Origin of the sequence: Paracoccus denitrificans (genome assembly GCF_900100045.1) — a bacterium.
GTDB classification, from domain to species: Bacteria; Pseudomonadota; Alphaproteobacteria; order Rhodobacterales; family Rhodobacteraceae; genus Paracoccus; species Paracoccus denitrificans.
On sequence record NZ_FNEA01000034.1, the window covers coordinates 1 to 17,624 of the forward strand.

At 61.9% G+C, this 17,624-nt stretch carries 18 protein-coding genes and 1 pseudogene; 6 read left to right on the top strand and 13 right to left on the bottom strand.

Features of this window, described 5'->3' with window-relative positions:
- The first annotated feature begins 444 nt into the window (after nucleotides 1-444).
- Nucleotides 445-2,250: a recombinase family protein gene (locus tag BLT64_RS21770; protein WP_011749587.1), complete on the top strand. Its 1,806-nt coding sequence runs from the start codon at nucleotides 445-447 to the stop codon at nucleotides 2,248-2,250.
- Between the two features lie 184 nt (nucleotides 2,251-2,434).
- Here the strand turns inward: BLT64_RS21770 and BLT64_RS21775 are convergent, their stop codons facing one another.
- The 12 genes from BLT64_RS21775 to BLT64_RS21830 all read right to left on the bottom strand — a co-directional run bounded on the left by BLT64_RS21775 (nucleotide 2,435) and on the right by BLT64_RS21830 (nucleotide 13,424).
- Complete coding sequence (locus BLT64_RS21775) at nucleotides 2,435-4,726, bottom strand: AAA family ATPase (RefSeq protein WP_011749586.1); 2,292 nt, start codon at nucleotides 4,724-4,726, stop codon at nucleotides 2,435-2,437.
- 92 nt (nucleotides 4,727-4,818) lie between these two features.
- Nucleotides 4,819-5,637 carry a type III restriction enzyme, res subunit gene (locus tag BLT64_RS21780; RefSeq protein WP_011749585.1) on the bottom strand — a complete coding sequence of 273 codons (819 nt, stop codon included), beginning with the start codon at nucleotides 5,635-5,637 and terminating at the stop codon, nucleotides 4,819-4,821.
- An 8-nt stretch (nucleotides 5,638-5,645) separates the two neighbouring features.
- On the bottom strand, nucleotides 5,646-6,236 hold the full coding sequence (locus tag BLT64_RS26605; protein WP_011749584.1) for a hypothetical protein: 591 nt from the start codon (nucleotides 6,234-6,236) through the stop codon (nucleotides 5,646-5,648).
- A 27-nt stretch (nucleotides 6,237-6,263) separates the two neighbouring features.
- Nucleotides 6,264-6,674 carry a hypothetical protein gene (locus tag BLT64_RS21790; protein ID WP_128493044.1) on the bottom strand — a complete coding sequence of 137 codons (411 nt, stop codon included), beginning with the start codon at nucleotides 6,672-6,674 and terminating at the stop codon, nucleotides 6,264-6,266.
- Between the two features lie 71 nt (nucleotides 6,675-6,745).
- On the bottom strand, nucleotides 6,746-7,282 hold the full coding sequence (locus BLT64_RS21795) for a hypothetical protein (RefSeq protein WP_011749582.1): 537 nt from the start codon (nucleotides 7,280-7,282) through the stop codon (nucleotides 6,746-6,748).
- On the bottom strand, nucleotides 7,279-9,846 hold the full coding sequence (locus BLT64_RS21800) for a vWA domain-containing protein (RefSeq protein ID WP_011749581.1): 2,568 nt from the start codon (nucleotides 9,844-9,846) through the stop codon (nucleotides 7,279-7,281). The genes BLT64_RS21795 and BLT64_RS21800 overlap by 4 nt, the downstream gene beginning before the upstream one ends.
- A complete protein-coding gene (locus BLT64_RS21805) occupies nucleotides 9,843-10,814 on the bottom strand; it encodes a hypothetical protein (protein ID WP_011749580.1) in 972 nt (323 codons plus the stop codon). Before BLT64_RS21805 ends, BLT64_RS21800 begins: the two co-directional genes overlap by 4 nt.
- A 23-nt stretch (nucleotides 10,815-10,837) precedes the next feature.
- Nucleotides 10,838-11,362: a TMEM70/TMEM186/TMEM223 family protein gene (locus BLT64_RS21810; RefSeq protein WP_011749579.1), complete on the bottom strand. Its 525-nt coding sequence runs from the start codon at nucleotides 11,360-11,362 to the stop codon at nucleotides 10,838-10,840.
- Complete coding sequence (locus tag BLT64_RS21815) at nucleotides 11,359-11,886, bottom strand: hypothetical protein (protein WP_011749578.1); 528 nt, start codon at nucleotides 11,884-11,886, stop codon at nucleotides 11,359-11,361. Before BLT64_RS21815 ends, BLT64_RS21810 begins: the two co-directional genes overlap by 4 nt.
- Complete coding sequence (locus tag BLT64_RS21820) at nucleotides 11,883-12,362, bottom strand: hypothetical protein (protein WP_011749577.1); 480 nt, start codon at nucleotides 12,360-12,362, stop codon at nucleotides 11,883-11,885. The genes BLT64_RS21815 and BLT64_RS21820 overlap by 4 nt, the downstream gene beginning before the upstream one ends.
- A gap of 8 nt (nucleotides 12,363-12,370) precedes the next feature.
- Nucleotides 12,371-12,943 (bottom strand): hypothetical protein, encoded by a 573-nt coding sequence (locus BLT64_RS26610; protein ID WP_011749576.1) that lies wholly within the window; start codon nucleotides 12,941-12,943, stop codon nucleotides 12,371-12,373.
- A 1-nt stretch (nucleotide 12,944) separates the two neighbouring features.
- Entirely contained in the window at nucleotides 12,945-13,424 is a 480-nt protein-coding gene (locus BLT64_RS21830) for a hypothetical protein (RefSeq protein ID WP_011749575.1), read from the bottom strand.
- Between the two features lie 136 nt (nucleotides 13,425-13,560).
- On the opposite strand from BLT64_RS21830, the gene BLT64_RS21835 reads away from it, so the two are divergent.
- Genes BLT64_RS21835 through BLT64_RS21845 form a run of 3 tightly spaced genes read left to right on the top strand, consistent with a single transcriptional unit; the run spans nucleotide 13,561 to nucleotide 16,339 of the window.
- Nucleotides 13,561-14,043, top strand: a complete 483-nt coding sequence (locus BLT64_RS21835) for a putative pterin-binding protein (protein ID WP_011749574.1) — start codon at nucleotides 13,561-13,563, stop codon at nucleotides 14,041-14,043.
- Nucleotides 14,040-15,377 carry a sensor histidine kinase gene (locus tag BLT64_RS21840; RefSeq protein WP_011749573.1) on the top strand — a complete coding sequence of 446 codons (1,338 nt, stop codon included), beginning with the start codon at nucleotides 14,040-14,042 and terminating at the stop codon, nucleotides 15,375-15,377. The genes BLT64_RS21835 and BLT64_RS21840 overlap by 4 nt, the downstream gene beginning before the upstream one ends.
- Nucleotides 15,374-16,339: a response regulator gene (locus BLT64_RS21845; protein WP_011749572.1), complete on the top strand. Its 966-nt coding sequence runs from the start codon at nucleotides 15,374-15,376 to the stop codon at nucleotides 16,337-16,339. The genes BLT64_RS21840 and BLT64_RS21845 overlap by 4 nt, the downstream gene beginning before the upstream one ends.
- Nucleotides 16,340-16,483: 144 nt before the next feature.
- On the opposite strand, the pseudogene BLT64_RS21850 reads toward BLT64_RS21845, so the two are convergent.
- Nucleotides 16,484-16,744: pseudogene (locus tag BLT64_RS21850) on the bottom strand (transposase domain-containing protein); the annotation flags it as partial.
- A gap of 93 nt (nucleotides 16,745-16,837) precedes the next feature.
- Between BLT64_RS21850 and tnpA the strand changes: the two are divergent.
- Together tnpA and tnpB are read left to right on the top strand one after the other, a co-directional pair.
- Nucleotides 16,838-17,248 carry an IS66-like element accessory protein TnpA gene (tnpA, locus tag BLT64_RS21855; protein ID WP_041530340.1) on the top strand — a complete coding sequence of 137 codons (411 nt, stop codon included), beginning with the start codon at nucleotides 16,838-16,840 and terminating at the stop codon, nucleotides 17,246-17,248.
- Nucleotides 17,248-17,595, top strand: coding sequence for an IS66 family insertion sequence element accessory protein TnpB (gene tnpB / locus BLT64_RS21860; RefSeq protein WP_074810654.1), 348 nt, complete (start codon nucleotides 17,248-17,250; stop codon nucleotides 17,593-17,595). Before tnpA ends, tnpB begins: the two co-directional genes overlap by 1 nt.
- The last annotated feature ends 29 nt before the right edge of the window (nucleotides 17,596-17,624 follow it).

A 17,624-nucleotide genomic window follows, 5' to 3' on the forward strand; every position in this document is an offset into this window, starting at 1 on the left:
GCGGAACCCCGCCGATCTCGCCCCTTGTCGCGAGATATCCCGCGCTTTTCCAGTATTTTTACGCCACCCTACGTGGATGCCGCCGCGCAGTGCTCCCTGCAGCAGGCGCGGCAGCGCCGGTTTACGCTGTGCTGCGCCGAGGCTTGATGCGATGCGCCCGAACCCGCCTGTGATTTCGCCCTTCCCTGCGCCACGCTCGTGTTGGCGCGGATCCTGCCGCGCGGGAAGCGGAACGGGGCGATGGCACGGCGGAGGCAGACAGTTGCGGAACGGCTCCGGGTGGTCGCAGAACCGGCCCGGGATTCTGCCGCGCCCCTGCCCTCCCCGGACCGGCGCCTTGCGGACCTGGTCCGCCTGCTGGCCCGACACGCGGCACGGGAGTTCGTCGAAGCCGAGGAGCGCGAGAATCTCAAACACCGCCCCGACTGAACAGGAGGCCTGCACATGAGAGTCGCCATCTACGCCCGCTATTCCTCCGATCAGCAGCGCGATGCGTCCATTGCCGACCAGTTCCGCATGTGCCGGCTGCGGGCGGAGAAGGAAGGCTGGCAGGTGGTCGAGGAATATTCCGACCATGCGATTTCGGGCTCCAGCATGATCCAGCGTCCCGGCCTCCAGGCGCTGATCATGGATTCCGCGCGCGGCCGCTTCGACATGGTGCTGGCCGAAGCACTGGACCGGGTCAGCCGCGACCAGGAGGACATCGCCGGCATCTACAAGCGCATGCGCTATGCCGATGTGAAGATGTTCACGCTGTCGGAGGGCGAGATCAGCGAGTTGCATGTCGGGCTGAAGGGCACGATGAACGCGCTGTTCATCAAGGACCTGGCCGACAAGACCCGCCGCGGGTTGCGCGGCCGGGTCGAGGACGGCAAGTCCGGCGGCGGCAATTCCTACGGCTACAACGTGGTCAAGAAGTTCGACGCCAGCGGCGAGCCGATCCGCGGCGACCGGATGATCAACGCGGTGCAGGCCGCCGTCATCCGCCGCATCTTCGCCGATTACGACAGCGGGCTCTCGTCGCGCACCATCGCCATGGCGCTGAACCGCGAGGGCGTGCCCGGACCGATGGGCCGGGAATGGGGGCCGTCGACCATCCACGGCAACCGCGAGCGCGGCACCGGCATCCTGCACAACGAGCTTTATGTCGGCCGGCTGGTCTGGAACCGGCTGCGCTACGTCAAGGATCCCGACACCGGCAGGCGGGTGTCGCGGCTGAACCCGGAAAGCGAATGGGTGGTCCAGGACGTGCCAGACCTGCGCATCGTCGACCAGGCGCTCTGGGACGCGGTGAAGGCCCGGCAGGGCGAACTGGCCTTCTCGACCCGCAGCCGGCTGGAGGGCAATCCGCTGAACGACCGACGGCGCCCGAAGCACCTCTTCGCCGGCCTGGTCAAATGCGGCTGCTGCGGCGGTGGCTATTCGATGATCTCGAAGGATCTCCTGGGCTGCTCGACGGCGCGCAACAAGGGCACCTGCGACAATCGCGTCAACATCCGCCGCGACGCGCTCGAGGCCTCGGTCCTCAACGGGCTCAAAAAACACCTGATGGAGCCGGAGCTGTTCCGTGAGTTCTGTGCCGAGTTCACCCGGGAGGTGAACCGGCTGCGGATGGAGCGTGGCGCCGATCTGGAGGTCGCACGCCGGGAACTGGACAAGATCGGCAGGCAGATTTCCCAGATCATCGAGGCGATCACCGACGGCATGTATCACCCCTCGATGAAGGAGAAGATGACCAAGTTGGAGGCCCGCAAGGCCGAGGCGACGGAGAAGCTGGCCAATGCCGACGAGCCGCCGCCCCTGCTGCACCCGAACATGGCGGCGCTCTATGCCCAACGCATCACCGAGCTTTCCGAGAACCTGCAGCACGAGGACAGCCGCGCGCAAGCGGCGGAGATCCTGCGCTCGCTGGTCGATCAGGTGACGCTGTTGCCGGAGGAGGGCGAGTTGGCCATCGTGCTGCGCGGCGACCTCGGCGCCATCCTGCGCTTCGCGGCGGGAAAGAAGGATCCGGATTTCCTGTCGGAGGCCGAGGCGCTGGACAATCTTCTGGGTCAGATGGCGGTATCGCGGAAGCCGGGGCGTACAAAAGCAAAAACCTCCGCGCTTAATGCTACGGAGGTTTCGCAATTATCGTTGGTTGCGGGGGCACGCAACCATCTTTACTTGCGACCGCCCCCTGCCCTTAACTCCGTGCTGCTCCGAGTGGATGAAGCGACCCTTGGCGAAGTGTTTCGTACTGCGGCATAGCTACCTGCCGGTTTAGGCATGGCTCGGCGACAAGACCTCTGTCGCCGGTATCGGCCCGCTCCTGACTGACCATGAATGGGACATGGCCATGGATTTCGTTTCCGTTCGCCGCCTATTGCTTGTCCCCCACCGAATTGGATGGTGGATGAGCATCTGCAGCTTGCGGGAATTCGCGCGCAGCAGATCAAGTGCGCTTGGTGAAAGCCAGAGTCCGGCGGGCGAAACTTTCCAGCTCGGTATCGTTGATCTGTTCAGTCTCGTAGGCCGGATTGGTGTCGTGATGAAACTTGTTCGCGTAGTCCAGTATCGCGCGCAGTTCAACCGTATCGGCCTTTGAGAGAATCTCGTTCTGTTCACCGATCCGCTGTCGGGACTTATCGACGAACGGGCCAAGCATGGAGCCGGGAGGGAAGTGCTCAGGATAGGCGACCCTGACAAAGGCTTCGAGAATATGCCGGAGCGCCACGGCAACGTTCCTCTCCTGCGTGGCTGAGTAGCTGTTCAGGAACTCGGCAACAAGCCTGTGTCGCCGGTCATGCTCGGTGATGCAGTCGTCATTGACATTCCATTCGGCGAGTGTCGAGCCGTCTCCATTCCGCATGACCATTATAGCCGCGCGATTAATGCGGCTTGCCGCTTCCCACAGCCCACACAGAAACGGCTTTTCATGGGACATGACGATCACCTGAGTAACCCGGCCTGTCAGCGCGATGATTTCCTGCCGCGTAGTCAGTGAACGGTGCTCATCAAGGCTCGTCATCGGATCGTCGATCACAACGATCTTCGACGCCAGATCGGAATCCTGTTCCAACGATGCGAAGAAGAATGCGAGCGCCAGTGTATTCCTGTCTCCGGCGCTCAATGTGTTCCTGAATGAGGGGCCTGCATTGGCTGATAAGGAAACGGGAACATTGTTGATCAGAACCTTGTAATCACATGTCGCACCGGATCGGGTGTTTCGGGAGGAAACGCTGCCTAGCCGGTATCCCGCATGAAATTTGCCGAGATAAGTGTTGATCGCCGCTTCGTATCGGGGGAACACCTGCTGCTGATACTGGTTAAGGGCCTCGCGCGCAGCATCCCGTGCCCGTTCGGTTTTCTGTTTTTTCGCCGCTGCTTCGAGGTATTTGCGACAGATCTCATCGTAGGGATCGCTGTGGCGCACCTTGATGCGCTTTAGATTATCCAGATCGGTTTGCAGGGCCGAAAGATTTGAAGAAGCTGCCTGCTCCTTTATCAGCGCGATTTTGGCGTTCGCCTCCTCATACACGCGCATCGCCTCGATATGTTGCTGGCGAAGCGCATCATAAGCCCCGATCGCATTCAGGGTTTCCTCGCTGAGGGGCGCGATTTCAAACGGCGCCGCATGCTTTGCCAAAAGCTGTTGGCGCACGGCTTCGCGCGCCGCGTTTAAGGCGCGGACGGTGGCCGCCGTGTCGAATTCTTGCTCAGGGATATCGGCGAACCGGCCCCAGAAGTTACGGGATTCAGAGATAGCCGCAATGGCTCGTTCGTAGGCAGCGGCGATATCACCGCCAAAATCACGGGTGAGTGCTTTACCCGCCTCGGTCACGTCCTCGCGGAGCTTGGCATAAGCGTCGCTGAAATACGCCTGATAGTGGCGGATGACAGGGGACGCGTCCAGGCTCTGGGCGCAAAACGGGCAATCGTTCCGGTCTGTTGCCTCGGCCATCGCGGCGACACGCGGCAGCCCTTCGGCTACCCAGGTTTCTGCGTTGCGACCGGCATGGGACAGATGATCACGGACTCTTTGAGCGGCTTCCGCTTCCAGCTCCGGCAAGCCGCGGGACAAAAGCCCGTTGAGTCCGTCGATATCGAACTCGGGCAGCGCAAAGTTCTTGAACGACTCACGCTTCTGAACCTCGTCAGAAGCCTTGGCAGCATTGATCTTGCGTTCCGTTTCGGCGATCGCGGCATCAATGTCGTCGCGCTTTTCGAGCGCGCAGAATTGATCGACATTCATCGCGCCGCGCACGCTGGCCGGAATGTTACCGCCGAGCTTGCGTATCTCGGCATTGTGCTCTTCGATTTCCCTGATGTGCTGCTGGAGCGTTTCATTCAGGGCGACTCCCCGCGCACCGATAATCAGTTCGTGAAGATTCTTGCAGTGTTCGCTGGCAATCTCGATCCCGGAGCAAACATTCTGGGCAACGAAGTCATCGTCGAAAACAACGATCCGGTCATCTGATGCCGACCAGCCACCGTTCTGAAAGACATGCTGGTTGGCAGATCTCGCCACAACGACGTGAGGCGGGTGCTGCGCGCCCAGCCTGTGCCGCTGTTCGATAAGAAGCGGGTCATTCGTTGCCAGGGATTTGAGAATGGCGGAAAGGGTTGTCTTGCCACGCCCGTTCTCGCCGTAAAGCACGGTAAATTTCTGAAACGGAAGGTTGGCGCCTGCAGATACGGAGTCAAATCGGCCCACATTTCTGACGAGATTGATATGAGTCAGCATGTGGATCACTTGACCTCTTTCAGCGCGGCCTTGTTGGGGCTATCAATAAAGTCGCCGGTTGTTCCGTTCTCGATCTTCTTCACAGCCGCCTCCTATTCCCGCCGGTGTGACGCGACCAGGCCCGCCAACGTGGCGCTTTCGGTGATCGAGTCACCGGGAACCAGAAGATAACCCCACGACTTTCCACCGTTGGCCTCGGCATGTTCATTGGCGTATTTCACCCATTCGGCAGCGGCGCGGGCCTTTGCCAGGACAATCTCGTCGGTCATTTCGTTCCGCGCCTTGATCTCGACGATCAGCTTTTCCGTATCCGTCTCAACCACGAAATCCGGCTCGTAGGCTTGACCGGACGCATACTCGATCTGGAACTGCCGGGCGCCCGGCTTGATCCAACGGCGGACAGACTTCTCAAAGTCTCCGTCGATCAGAACGGCGAACCGGCGTTCGTCATCGGAATCGAATTTCTGGTATGGGTATCCGCATTTCTGCAAACCGTTGAATACATATTTCCTTGTGTCGGACCGGGGCGTCACACCGTTTTTCAGGTCGCGAATTCGGTCCACCCCCGAAACATTGAAGTTCTGCGCATTGAGGACGCGGAAGCCTCTGGTCACCTTCGCCCGATAGTCCGTAGGCATCTCCCAGTAGTGGTCCTTCATCTGCTGGAAGATGAAATCAGCCCATTCCTTGCCGTGATTCAACGCCACGTTCTCAACGTCATCTTCCGTACTCAGGTAGCTGCGCAGATGCCCAACCACCTGACCGGCGAGCTTGTACAGCAGGTCCGCATGACTATCGTAGTCGATAGTGTCGAACGCGATCAGGTGGCCCGCCAATGCGATCTCAGATTGGGCCGCCGCTGCCGCGGGGAAAATCAACGCAGCCAACAGAGTGGCGAGATATCGTTTCACAATGCCTCCTATTCGCCGGCCCGGTTCAGCCAGACCACACGCCGCGCGACGACATACTGGCCCTGGGCGGCACCCTCGATCTCAAGGATGGCGTAGATCGTGTCCATATCGACGGGCAGCATGCGCAGCGTCATGTCCATGACCGCCCCCGCCATGGCCACATGGCTCTGACCGATGAGACGGGGCAGATCCTCCTGATCGCAGTCTCCGGCCCACGCCAGCACGGCTTCGTCCGGCGTCAGTGCCGGCTCGGGGATCTCGGGATGGTTGGCCTCGATCACCCAACGGCCTTCGTCGGCAAGGGTGATAGCCATCGGCTCGGTCATCTCCGCATGGTCGAGCAGCAGATCCTCGCCCAATACCCAGATCGACATGGTCTCTGTTTCGGGGGAAGGCTCCATAGGGATGACCATCCTGCCGGCATGGACGTAGCCGGACAGGTGGTCAACGCGCCAGTCACCCACGAAGTGTTCCCGCAGCCCCTGCCACGTTGCCGGCGAGGACGTTCCGCAAAGGCCCGAAATGTCGCTCGCGCGCTGCGCCAGCGCGGGAACGGCGGCGCAGGACAAAATGGCTGTCAAAACGATGACCGGTCTCATTGGATTTGTCCTCCCTGCCGCAGAACGCTAGTGCCCGGTAGCAGTGATCCGGCCTCCATCCACATCCAGAACCAGCATTTGTCGTTCGCCGGCAGTTCGGCCTGACATCGGGTAGGCCATCAGACCTGCCTCGATCACGCCGGTGAAGTGAAGTGAACCGTCATTGTCGTGGTCGATGTCGAGCATTGCCTGGCCCCCGGCCTCGCTTGACAGTCCAAGAGCGGGATTTCCGTCTTCGTCCTCGAGCCGCAGTTCGAGAAGACTTGTGGTCCCATCGGCCACCATCACCATCAACCGAACGGAACCGATGCCCGATGGCACCTCCTGCGGTTCGGCAAGAATCCGCAGAGAGCCAATGCCTTCGCTCTCGAAATGGTATTCTGACCGCTCGGCGTCGATCCGCCATGAAACAGGCGTCTCTTCCAGAAACCCAGTCATATCCCCACCCGGCTGATCGGCCAACACAGGCGCGGACAGGCAGATCGCAATTAGGGAAAGCGCCGCGGTCCTCACTGCAACTCACCCAATACGGCTTCAAACGTCAGGCTAACGCTGAGAGTATCGTCGGGATCAGGATTTCGAAGGGCAATCCGGTCCACACTGGTTAGAACACCTTCCACCTGGCCCGCGATAGCCAGCACACCGCCTTGGTGCGAGGCGCTCGTAATTGTCAGGGAGAGTTCATCGTCCAGGTCCGCACGGTAAATGCGATACGGATCGGTATCGAGAATTGGGATATCGATTTCTGCGGAAAAGAAGTCACCATCGAGATCGCCAATCCACTCTGCGCCGAGGGACAAGCTGCCCAGGCCGCGCTCTCTCAGTGCCGGTGCTTGAAAATAGATCGAAAAACTTGAAGACGTGAAGTCGGACTGCTCTGTCCAGACCGACAGTTCTATCTCTTCGCCTGCGATCGTCCCTGACGCCGCTCCCCCCGGTTCTGCAGCGATGACGGGTACGACAAGGGCGAGAAAGCCAAATGCAGCGATGGCTGATCTGAGCATGGTCGTGAGTGCTCCCGATTCTTTGAAATTGTCGTAGTTCATTCGCCGAGCGTGATCATCGCGCGTCCGAGAACGCTCTGGCTTTGAAGGTCGAGAAACCGCACTTCGTATTGTCCCGGCTCGTCCGGGAGCTTGATTACCGTTTCGGTTTCGTCGCCCACGTGATCGACTGTAATCCAGGTAAAGTCGGGCGCATCAGCTCGTGCCAGCGCCACGCGCCGGTCGGCATCGCCAGCTTCGATTGTCCACGAAACTGTAACGATATCGCCCGGCCTTGCTGTACCAGGAACCATAAGCCCGGCACCCTCGTCTATCGGCGCATCCGCCGCCAGCACCTCGAGCGGTCGCCGGGCCATGACCCGATCGCCGCGGTCCAAATGGTAGCGGATTTCATAGGCACCAGGCTCCGCGGGTGCAGTGAACGTGGCCTGATCTTCGTCCTGAATACGGCGATAGCCACTTTGCTCGCCGTCCGGTGTGCCGCCGGGAACGATGGCTATGTAGTCGCGCGGATGTATGGCACCGGTCCAGGATAGCGTGATCTCGGCGCCGGCCCGCGCCCTGTCCGGTCCGTCAAGCGAAACATTACCATCCATCACCTCGACCGGGGTGCGGGCGAGCACGCGATCCCCCGCGTCCAATTGCAGGCGCACCTCATAGAGGCCAGGCTCGGCAGGCGCGCGAAGCTCGCCTTCGCTCCGATCTTGCATGCGATCGTAGTCGGCATAGGTGCCGTCCGCCGAGCCGGCGGGAACGATCGTGACGTAGTCGCGCGGGTGCAGGCCCTCACCCTGCCAGGTGACCGGGAACGCCGAACCGACAACGACCTGGGCCGACGCGGAAACCGTGACCTCTGCATCGACCACCTCGACCGGGGTGCGGGCGAGCACGCGGTCCCCCGCGTCCAATTGCAGGCGCACCTCGTAGAGGCCGGGCTCGGCAGGCGCGCGAAGCTCGCCCTCGCTCCGACCTTGCATGCGATCGTAATCGGCATAGGTGCCGTCCGCCGAGCCGGCGGGAACGATCGTCACGTAGTCGCGCGGGTGCAGGCCCTCACCCTGCCAGGTGACCGGGAAAGCCGACCCGACAACGACCTGAGCCGGCGCGGAGACAGCAACCTCGGCATCGACCACCTCGACCGGGGTGCGGGCGAGCACGCGGTCCCCCACGTCCAATTGCAGGCGCACTTCGTAGAGGCCAGGCTCGGCAGGCGCCCGCAGCTCGCCCTCGCTCCGACCTTGCGTGCGATCGTAGTCGGCATAGGTGCCGTCCGCCGAACCGGCGGGAACGATTGTCACGTAGTCGCGCGGGTGCAGGCCCTCGCCCTGCCAGGTGACCGGGAATGCCGACCCGACAACGACCTGGGCGGGTGCGGAGACCGTGACGTCGGCATCAACCACCTCGACCGGGGTGCGGGCGAGCACGCGGTTCCCCGCGTCCAATTGCAGACGCACTTCGTAGAGACCGGGCTCGGCAGGTGCACGAAGCTCGCCTTCGGTACGGTTCTCCAGCCGGTCATAGTCCGCATAGGCTCCGTCTTCGGCGTCGGCGGGGACAATTGTCACATAATCACGCGGAGCCAGACCCTCACCTTCCCAGCTCACCGTAAACGCGGAGCCAACCAAGGTTTGTGCCGGGCCGAATACCTGGGCGGCGGGCTGTTGCGACGTGATGGGCGGGAAAATGGCGTGGACATTGCGCGCGCTGTCCAACGCCAAACTGGCCTCGGTCTGCGAGAAGTCGTCCTGCGCCGTCGAATGGACCGTCACGATATAGTCGCCGAACGGAAGGTCCGTGGTGAAGGGGTTCGCGGTGCCGGTCTGCACCATGTTGAACGAAGTATCCGATATCTCCCAGATCACCTCGCCGGACAGAAGCGGAAGCTCCGGTGGCGCTGCTGGCCGCTCCCAGACGGTCTCGTCGCCGATCTCCTCGCCTCCGAGATTTGCGGTGAAGGTGAAACTCCCTGAGGCAGGCGCGGCAGTGACCTCGCGCAAGGCCTCGTTGAGTTCCTGGGCATTGTCGGCAGTCAGGAAGCGGCCGCCGGTTTCCTCGGCGATGCATTGCATCTGCAACAGGGCGTCGGCTTCGCCCCGCACATCGAAGCCAATGACATGGGCGGTAAAATCTACGCCCGCTTCTTCCAATGCGCGGGCGGCGGCGCAGGGATCAGGATTGCAGGTCTCGATCCCATCGGAAACCAGGATCACCGTCGCCGCCTGTTCGGTGTGGCGCAACGCCTGAGCCGCGGTGACGACGGCATCGGTCATCGGGGTCATGCCCCGCGGGTTCAACCCTTCAACGATGCCGGCGATCTCTGCCGCAGTGCCGGGCGCGGGTTCGACCAAGGTTTCGATATCCGCGCATTGCCCGCGCTCGCGATGGCCATAGGTGACGAAACCGAGATTCTGATCGGCGGGGAAATCCGACACAATGTCCCCGACGACATCGCGCGCGATGGTGATTTTGTTTATCCCATCGATCTGCCCCCACATCGACCCCGAGGCGTCCAAAACAAGGATCGTGCTGGGGCGCTCCTGGGCAAGCGCCGCCGGCGCAAGGGCGGATGTCAGGGCGATAAGCCCGGCGGTCACAAGAGATCTCATGCGGCTTCTCCATCGCGCGCTGTCCCGAAGCGGGCATCGGCGCGCTCTTTCAGCTTGCGGAAATGTGAGGACATCTGCTCCAGCCGCGCATCCCACTCAGGGTCGGGCTCCTGGCCATCGGTGATCCTGAAATAGACCTGCATCAGGCAGGTGACGGCGAAGGGCTCGAGAAAGGCAGCCTTGACGCTCCAGGCGAACAGCAACGCGAAAACGAAGCCGCCCGCCGACCAGGCGCCGGGCATGACGTAGACCAGTGCCGCTGCCGGGGCGAGCATCACGAGGAAGATCAGGAAGGCGAGACCATAGGTGAAGAGCGTCAGCCAGGCGGCGTTCCGGAGCATCGCCTTCCAGTTCTGGCCATATAGCACCAGCGCCTCGCGTGCGGATCCCCAGGGATCGGTCGAGCGGGTGCGGATGGCATGGGCGAGGATCACCTCATCGATGAAGCCCACCGCCACGCGCAGGAAGGCCTGCACAATGCCCATCAACTGCCGGACATAGGGGATCGGCAGGATGGACAATACACCGCGCACAAGGCCGATGACGGCGCGAATGACTCCCTTGACCAGTTGGTCCAGCGCGAAGAGCAGTGAGGCCTGGCCGAAGCGCCCCTTCACCACGGCCGTTGCATGGGCGATCTGGCCGCGTCCTTCCGGCAGGGGCTTGCCGTCAATCAGTTCGACAAGAACCGCGACATGGCCTGCCTTGACGATGTAGAGAATGTATTCCCGAAGCCAGTACATTACAGCGCCGGTCAGGCCAAAGCCGGCAATGCCGCCCCAAGCCATCGCGGTCGCGCGGAACTCGTCATCCCCGAAGGCGCCAACGCCCCAGCCGACCCCGATACCGGCGCCGGTGGCCAGAATATAGGCCAGTGTGATTCCGAAATAGACGGCGGCACGCAGGAGCACGAAAGGCAATGTTCGGCCCAACAGTCCGAGAGCTTGTCCGATATTGAAATCCCACATGGCTCCGGTTCCTTTTGGGGCAATCAGCTTGAAGGTTGAGATGCGGGGGCAGTCTGTTCGCCCCCGAAATGGCGTCGCAGCCAGGCATTGATGTCATTGGCGACCTGCCCAGGTCCATCGCCCGATACGCCCCAACGTGACAACGGAACCCGTGTTGCCGGGCGGGTGTTGCGAAAAACCAGAACCACCTTCGAGGTGCTGCGGTCCTCTCGCGAGGTATGGCTGCGGTCAAGTTCGGCACTGTCGAGCGCCTCGAGCGGATAGTCCCGCTGACGCGTGCCGAGGCGCGATGTCCGGATGATGCTGACCAGCCCCGACCCTGCGTCCAACCTGAGCCGTGTGCGCTCGGACAGGGCGATATATCCCGCGAGAAAGGCCCCGTTCAGCCCGACCAGCAGCACCAGCGCGGTCAGGATTTCTCCCCCGATCAGATTGGCCAGCCCGATCAGGGTGATCGGCAGGACAGGCAGCATGACGAACCACAGGATAAAGCGCGGTATCGCCAGTTCCAGTTCCAGTCGTTCGGGCGTATTCGTCTCAATACTCATGACGGGTTTCCCTTTCCCTGGCGGGAAAGCCAGCCATTGACGACGCCCGTCAGATGCGCCACCTCTTCGGGATCCGGGCGGAACATGGGCACTATGATCTCGCGCCGCTCTGGTCCCGATCCGCAAATCAGCACCAGCCGGGTCTCATCGTTTCCTGCCGCCGTGCCATAGTGCGCGATGCTTTCCAGCTTGTGCAGGTCCGAGAGTGCGAATGTCTCTTCACGCCGCCCGCGCAATGTGGTCACACGCAGCCGGACAAGACCGGCATGCCTGTCCAGGCTCAGTTGAGTCAGCTGCACCAACTCGTGCATGTAGAGCCAACCGATCAGGCCCACCACGGCAAGCACGATGATCCCCGTTCCGGTCGCACCATCCCCGATGGCTGCCAGGCCCGCCGCGATCGCCACCAATATCACCGCCGCAGCAATCACCGCCCGCCGGACCGGACGATTCTCGATCTCCAGCACGCTGTCGGAGATTTGCGTCACGCGCAGCGGATCAGCCAGAAACTCGGCCAGTGTCATGGGCCTGCACCCAACGACGTGTCGATCCGCCCCTCGACGTCGCGACAGTCGTCCGGGGCATCCCGGCGGCATAGGGTTGCCGCAAAGCTGGCCTGGATGCGGCCTTCATCCTCAAGATCCAGCAGGTCGATCGACATCTGCGGCGGCTCTTCCTCGCTTTCCCAGACCGCGCCCGCCATCGCCCCGCGATCGGGCCGCATGTCGATGGTCAGACCGGCGGGCGGCGTATCTCCGGAAGGCTTGCCGTGAAAGATCAGGCCGATAGAAATGCTGCCGTCACCAAGTGCATGCAGTTCGATCATGGTCAGCGGGCCGATATCGGTGATCTGCACCATCGCCGAGCCATCATCCTGACGCATCACCTGCCAGTTCAGTTCTTCACCGTCCAAGTTTGCCCCGATCTCGCCGATGGCGTCCAATGCACCAGCGGGGGTTGCGATTCCGAGGGCCAGGACAAGCGGGACAAGCACCTTCATTGGCATTCCTATCGGCTGATCAGCTGTTCGCGGACGCCCCGCGCCGAATTGCGTTTTGTTCCCATCGCCTCATTGGCCGAGAAGAAACTGATGATCCCGTCCGAGCGCCGCGCACCGGTGCCGAATTGCCATTCGAATTGCGGCGCCGAGGCAATCTGGCAATCCTGAACCAACGCCCATTCCCAAGGCTCCGCGCCGGGCTCGGAACCCGTTGAAGTCAACATATAAAACTGCGGGTCCATTGCCTCGCCACGCACAAAGTCAAAGCGCAGCGGCTTGTTGCCACCTCGAACCGGCACCAGTTCGGTCTGAATGCCGTCCGAACCCAGATACAATCGGTTGCGGTTCCGATCATAAATGATCTCGAAGGTGCTCTCCTGAACGCCTATTGCCACACTCGTTCCGATGGCGGCTTCGGTCCACGTTCCCGCGATCAGCGGACCAATCTGTCGCAGGTCAAAATTACCGGCGCGATGGACGTCTGCGTGGCAGACCGGGTTGGACGGTTCACCGGCCAGTGCTGAGGTTGCCGTAGCGATCAGCAGCAGGGCCGCAGTTCGGGCAAAGGCGGGTCCAGCCATCTCAGTCAAGCTCTTCAAGCCGGGTGTCGAAGCTGAAGGTGACGGGCCGGGTTTCGGATGAGGGGCCGCCACTGACTTGCCCGGTGAGCGTGCCCTTCAAGGCGACAATCCCGTCGCCCGGCGTGAATTCCTCCAGGGTCAGTGTCAGGCTGTCCTGATCGCCGGTCCAATTCCGTCCCATGTCGCGCGCAAAGGTGATCGTCAGCGCCATTTCGCCGGGCGCGGGCAATTCGCCATTGATCGTCAGTTCCAGATTGACCGGCCCCTGATCGCCCTCCATCTGTGAGGCAAGCAAGGAGGCATCGGCATAGTTGCCGATGATCGTCGCGCCGGACAATTCGGGGGCAACAGTCAGCTCCAGCGGCTGATCGCCAAAACTGCCGGTAACCAGCCCTCCAGGCTCGTCGGCCAGCGCCGGCAGCGCCAGAAGACAGGCCAGAACAGGTATGCCCGCTCTTCGCATGGTCGAGAAGATGGTCAAGCGTAGATCCTCCTGCTGTTTGATTCCGAGTTTAGTTCTGCTCAAGACTGGCCGCCCCGTTCGTTTGAACGGGGAACATGTAGTCTCCTGTGATAGAGTTCAGTCCGGAACCTGGTTTTCATTTTGGGTTGTGGTGATGAGCTTGCGGTATCACATCGTTCAGACCGCGTTGATGACGGCACTTGTGTTCATGGCCGTACCAGCGGCTGCCGAGGACGTCCTGCTGACCCTGACCGGCGCGGTCACGGACGGCAGAGTGGAGATGACGCGCGCGGATTTCGATACGATGGACTGGCATGAGTTTTCGACATCGACCAGCGTCACAGATGGCAGGCCGGAGTTCCGCGGTGTGCTGATGCGAGACGCCCTCGCCCATGCCGGAGCCGAGGGAAGTAGTGTGCGCGCGACAGCGTTGAACGACTATGTCGTCGATATACCTGTCGAGGATTTTCACCGGTTTGATGTTCTAGCCGCGCTTTACATGGATGACGTGCCTCTGACCCCGCGTGACAAGGGTCCAGTCTGGATCGTCTATCCGCGCGACAATCACGGCGTTCTGGCCGATATACGGTATGACATGCGATGGGTCTGGCAGCTTGTCGCGCTGCATGTGCAATGACCGGCACAGGCGGGCGGGCCCGCTATCTGTGGCTTGGTGGGCTGGTGGCGATCTGCCTGGGCCTGTTGGCGCTGGCTGCGTGGCAGCTTGTGGTGCTGGAACGCCAGATGCGCATTGCCGCAACCGAGAACATGATCTGGGTCTTTGGCCAGACGCAGATCGAGGCCTTGAACCTTGCGCTGGCGCTCTCGGATGAGGCTGCGCTGCAACAGATCCAGACCCGTTTTGATATATTGGTTTCGCGGCTGACGCTGTTGGAAGATGGGCCGCAACGTCGCTTTCTCGAGAATGCGGGAGTGTCCGAAACACTTGCACGCTGGCGCAGTGGGCTTCTGGCGCTTGACCCCGCGCAAGGTGCCGATCCGGCCGCGCTGCGGGCACATGTCACGGCGCTGGTCGCTGCACTAAGGACCAAGGCGAGTCTGGTGATGTCCCATGAATGGCAGAGTCAGGCCACGCGCCTGGACAGCCTGAGGCACCTGCATTTGCTTGCGCTGATGTCAGTGCTGGGGGCTGCTGTAGCGGGATTGGGGCTGGTGGCAATCCTGATCGATCGTGAGAGGCGGCTGATGAGCGGACAGCTGGACCACCTGCGGGCTGAGAAGCTCGCCAGCGATCTGGAACGCGAACGCGAAACCTCCGAGAACCACCGCCGGTTCGCCGACCTGATTGCCCATCAGTTCCGCACGCCGCTAGCCGTAATCGACAGCGCGATGCACCGCCTGACGCGGCGCAGCGGCGGCCCGGTTCCACCAGAACTGATCTCGGAAAAGGCGGCGGTGTCCCGTGAGGCGGTCGCGCGGCTCGTGAAGTTGACAGATACCGCATTGATGATGTCCCGGCTGGAACGCGATGCGGTTCTTCCTAGCCTGCGCGCCCATGACCTAAACGATCTTGTATCTTCAGTCATTGATGACCTGATGGCGACGGCGTGGGACCGCGACCCGGCCCGTATTCGGCAGTCGGTGCAAACAGAACCAACTGTCGCGCTGTGCGATCCGATGCTGACCGCCGAAATCCTGTCCAACCTCCTGCGCAATGCGCTCTTGTATTCTCCGCCCGATTGCCGCGTCGATGTGAGTGTTTTTCAGTCGCGGGACTGCATCGTCTGTCGGATCGAGGACAGAGGGAGGGGTATGTCGCCCGAAGAGATTGAGTGTGCTTTTGACAGGTTCTACCGAGGCAGCGGGCACGAGACTTTGCCCGGCTCCGGATTGGGGCTGACGCTTGCGCGCGATCTGGCGCGAATACAGGGAGGAGACGTGACCTTGTCGCAGCGTGACGGGGGAGGCCTGACAGCCGCGCTTTACCTGCCGAAGGATGACGTCGCATGACCGCGCCACTGATCCTGTGTGTCGAGGATGAACCATCCCTGCGCGACGACATCGCCTTCGAACTGCACGAGGCCGGTTACATCGTGAGCGCCGCCGGAGATGCGCGCGAGGCGCTGGCCTGTCTGGAAAGGCAGCGCCCCGATCTGATCCTCTGTGACATCCTGATGCCCGGCATGGACGGCAAGAGGTTCATGTCCCATTTGCGCCGGACGAGACCCGATCTTGATGACGTGCCCTTTGTCTTTCTGACTGCCCTGTCCTCGCGCCAGCAGGTAATCGATGGGCGCATGGCGGGGGCCGACGATTATGTGACCAAGCCCATTGATTACGACCTGCTTCGTGCCACCGTTGAAGCGCGCCTGAACCGGATGCAAAGGTTGCGCGCAATGCCGGGAGATCGATCTGGCCTGGCCGCCCTCGACCGCCTGGCTCTTGGCGTGGTGCTGCTCGATGCCAATGGCGGCGTGGTCCATGCCAATCCTCTGGCCCAAAGCTTGTCGGGCGCGGCCGGAATCTCGCTGAGTGGGCGTTTTGCCGCCAGCGGCGAAAATGGCCGGAAGCTGTCCGCGTTGATCGCAGGGTTGGCCCCGGGTAAAGGGATGGCGCCGACGGGGTTGCGCTTGGACGATGGGTGTCGGCTCATGATTATCGGGATGTCGCTGCCAGCGCACTCGCACCATGATGAGGCGGTCGCCATGCTGATACTGAGCGGCACAGACAGCAAACCTCCTATGGACACTGCGACGCTTGGCCAGTTGTTCGGCCTGACGCCGATGGAAGCCCAGGTCGCGTGTTTGTTGGCAGAAGGGCTGCGCCGCAGCCAGATTGCAGACCGGTTGGCGATCTCGGGCACGACCGTCGCATTCCATCTGCGAAACATCTTCTCCAAGACCGGCGTGCAAAGGCAGGCGGAACTGGTGGCGTTGATTCTGTCAGTACCACTGGCGCAGCCGGTGACCTGAGTGAAGCGGCGCATTGAATATCTGTAAGTGCCGTCTCCGCCCCATTGGGTTTTCGCTTGCGGTCGGGATCGCTCGGCGTATCCGGCTGCCGCTTTCGCCCTTGTGCGCGCTCAGAATGAGCTCACTGGGGACACCCGGATGAGCTCATTGTGAGGAGTGGGGCGCCGCGGCGTAGGCCCAGGGCATCAACGCATCAATGTCCTTGTCGAGATGGCCGTTGGCGAGCTTGGTGAAGAGATCGCGCAGGTAGGCGTAGGGCTCGACACCGTTCATCTTGCATGTGCCGATCAGGCTGGCGAAGCGTGCCCACGAGCGCCCGCCGTCGTCGTGCCCGGCGAACAGCGCGTTGCGGCGGTTCATGGCCGGGCTGCGGATCGCGTTCTCGACAAGGTTGGAGTCCATGTCGAAGGCCAGTAACCGACGGCTGAACCCCACATTGCTTGGCTGACGCGCTGCTGCGCAGTCTTTTCCCATCGACCGGTGGGAGTGCGTTTCGCAATGTGTGCCAAGAATTCGTTTCTCACGTCTCTGGGCGTCGAGATCTATGCATCGGGGCATCGCCGGTGGCCGACTGAGGTGAAGGCTTTGGTTGTCGCCGATACGCTTGAGCCGGGTGCCACGGTGAATGCTGTTGCAGATCGGTATGGTGTGCAGCCGAACCAGCTATCGGCGTGGCGGCGGCTGGCCAAGCAAGGCAAGCTGGTGCTGCCATCTGCACCAACCGACGAGCCGGTCTTTGCCCCGCTGGTGGTCTGCGATCCGGCGCCAGCACCACCTTCCTGCGACAGGCGGCCGGCTGAAGAGCAGATCCGGATCGTGATCGGCGAGGTGAGGCTCGAGTTGGCCGCGGACACGTCTGCCGTTCGGCTGGCCGAGATCGTCCGAGCCCTCGGAGCAGCGCCGTGCTGATGTCGTCGCAGGGCATGCGGATCCTGGTGGCGACCAAGCCGGTGGACTTCAGGAAGGGGCACGACGGATTGGCGGCACTGGCGCAGTCGATGTTGGCAGAGGATCCCTTCACCGGCACGATATTCGTGTTCCGCTCCAAACGCGCTGACAGATTGAAGATCCTGTTCTGGGACGGCAGTGGGCTGGTGATGGTCTACAAGCGCCTCGAGGCCGACAGCTTCACCTGGCCCGCCGTTCGGGACGGTGCCATGACCTTGAGCCGAACGCAGTTCGAGGCGCTTTTTGCCGGCCTCGACTGGCGCCGGGTCCGGCCTCTGGAAACGCCAAAGCCGGCCGTTGCAGAATGACTTAAACAATAGAAAAGACGGGCAATATC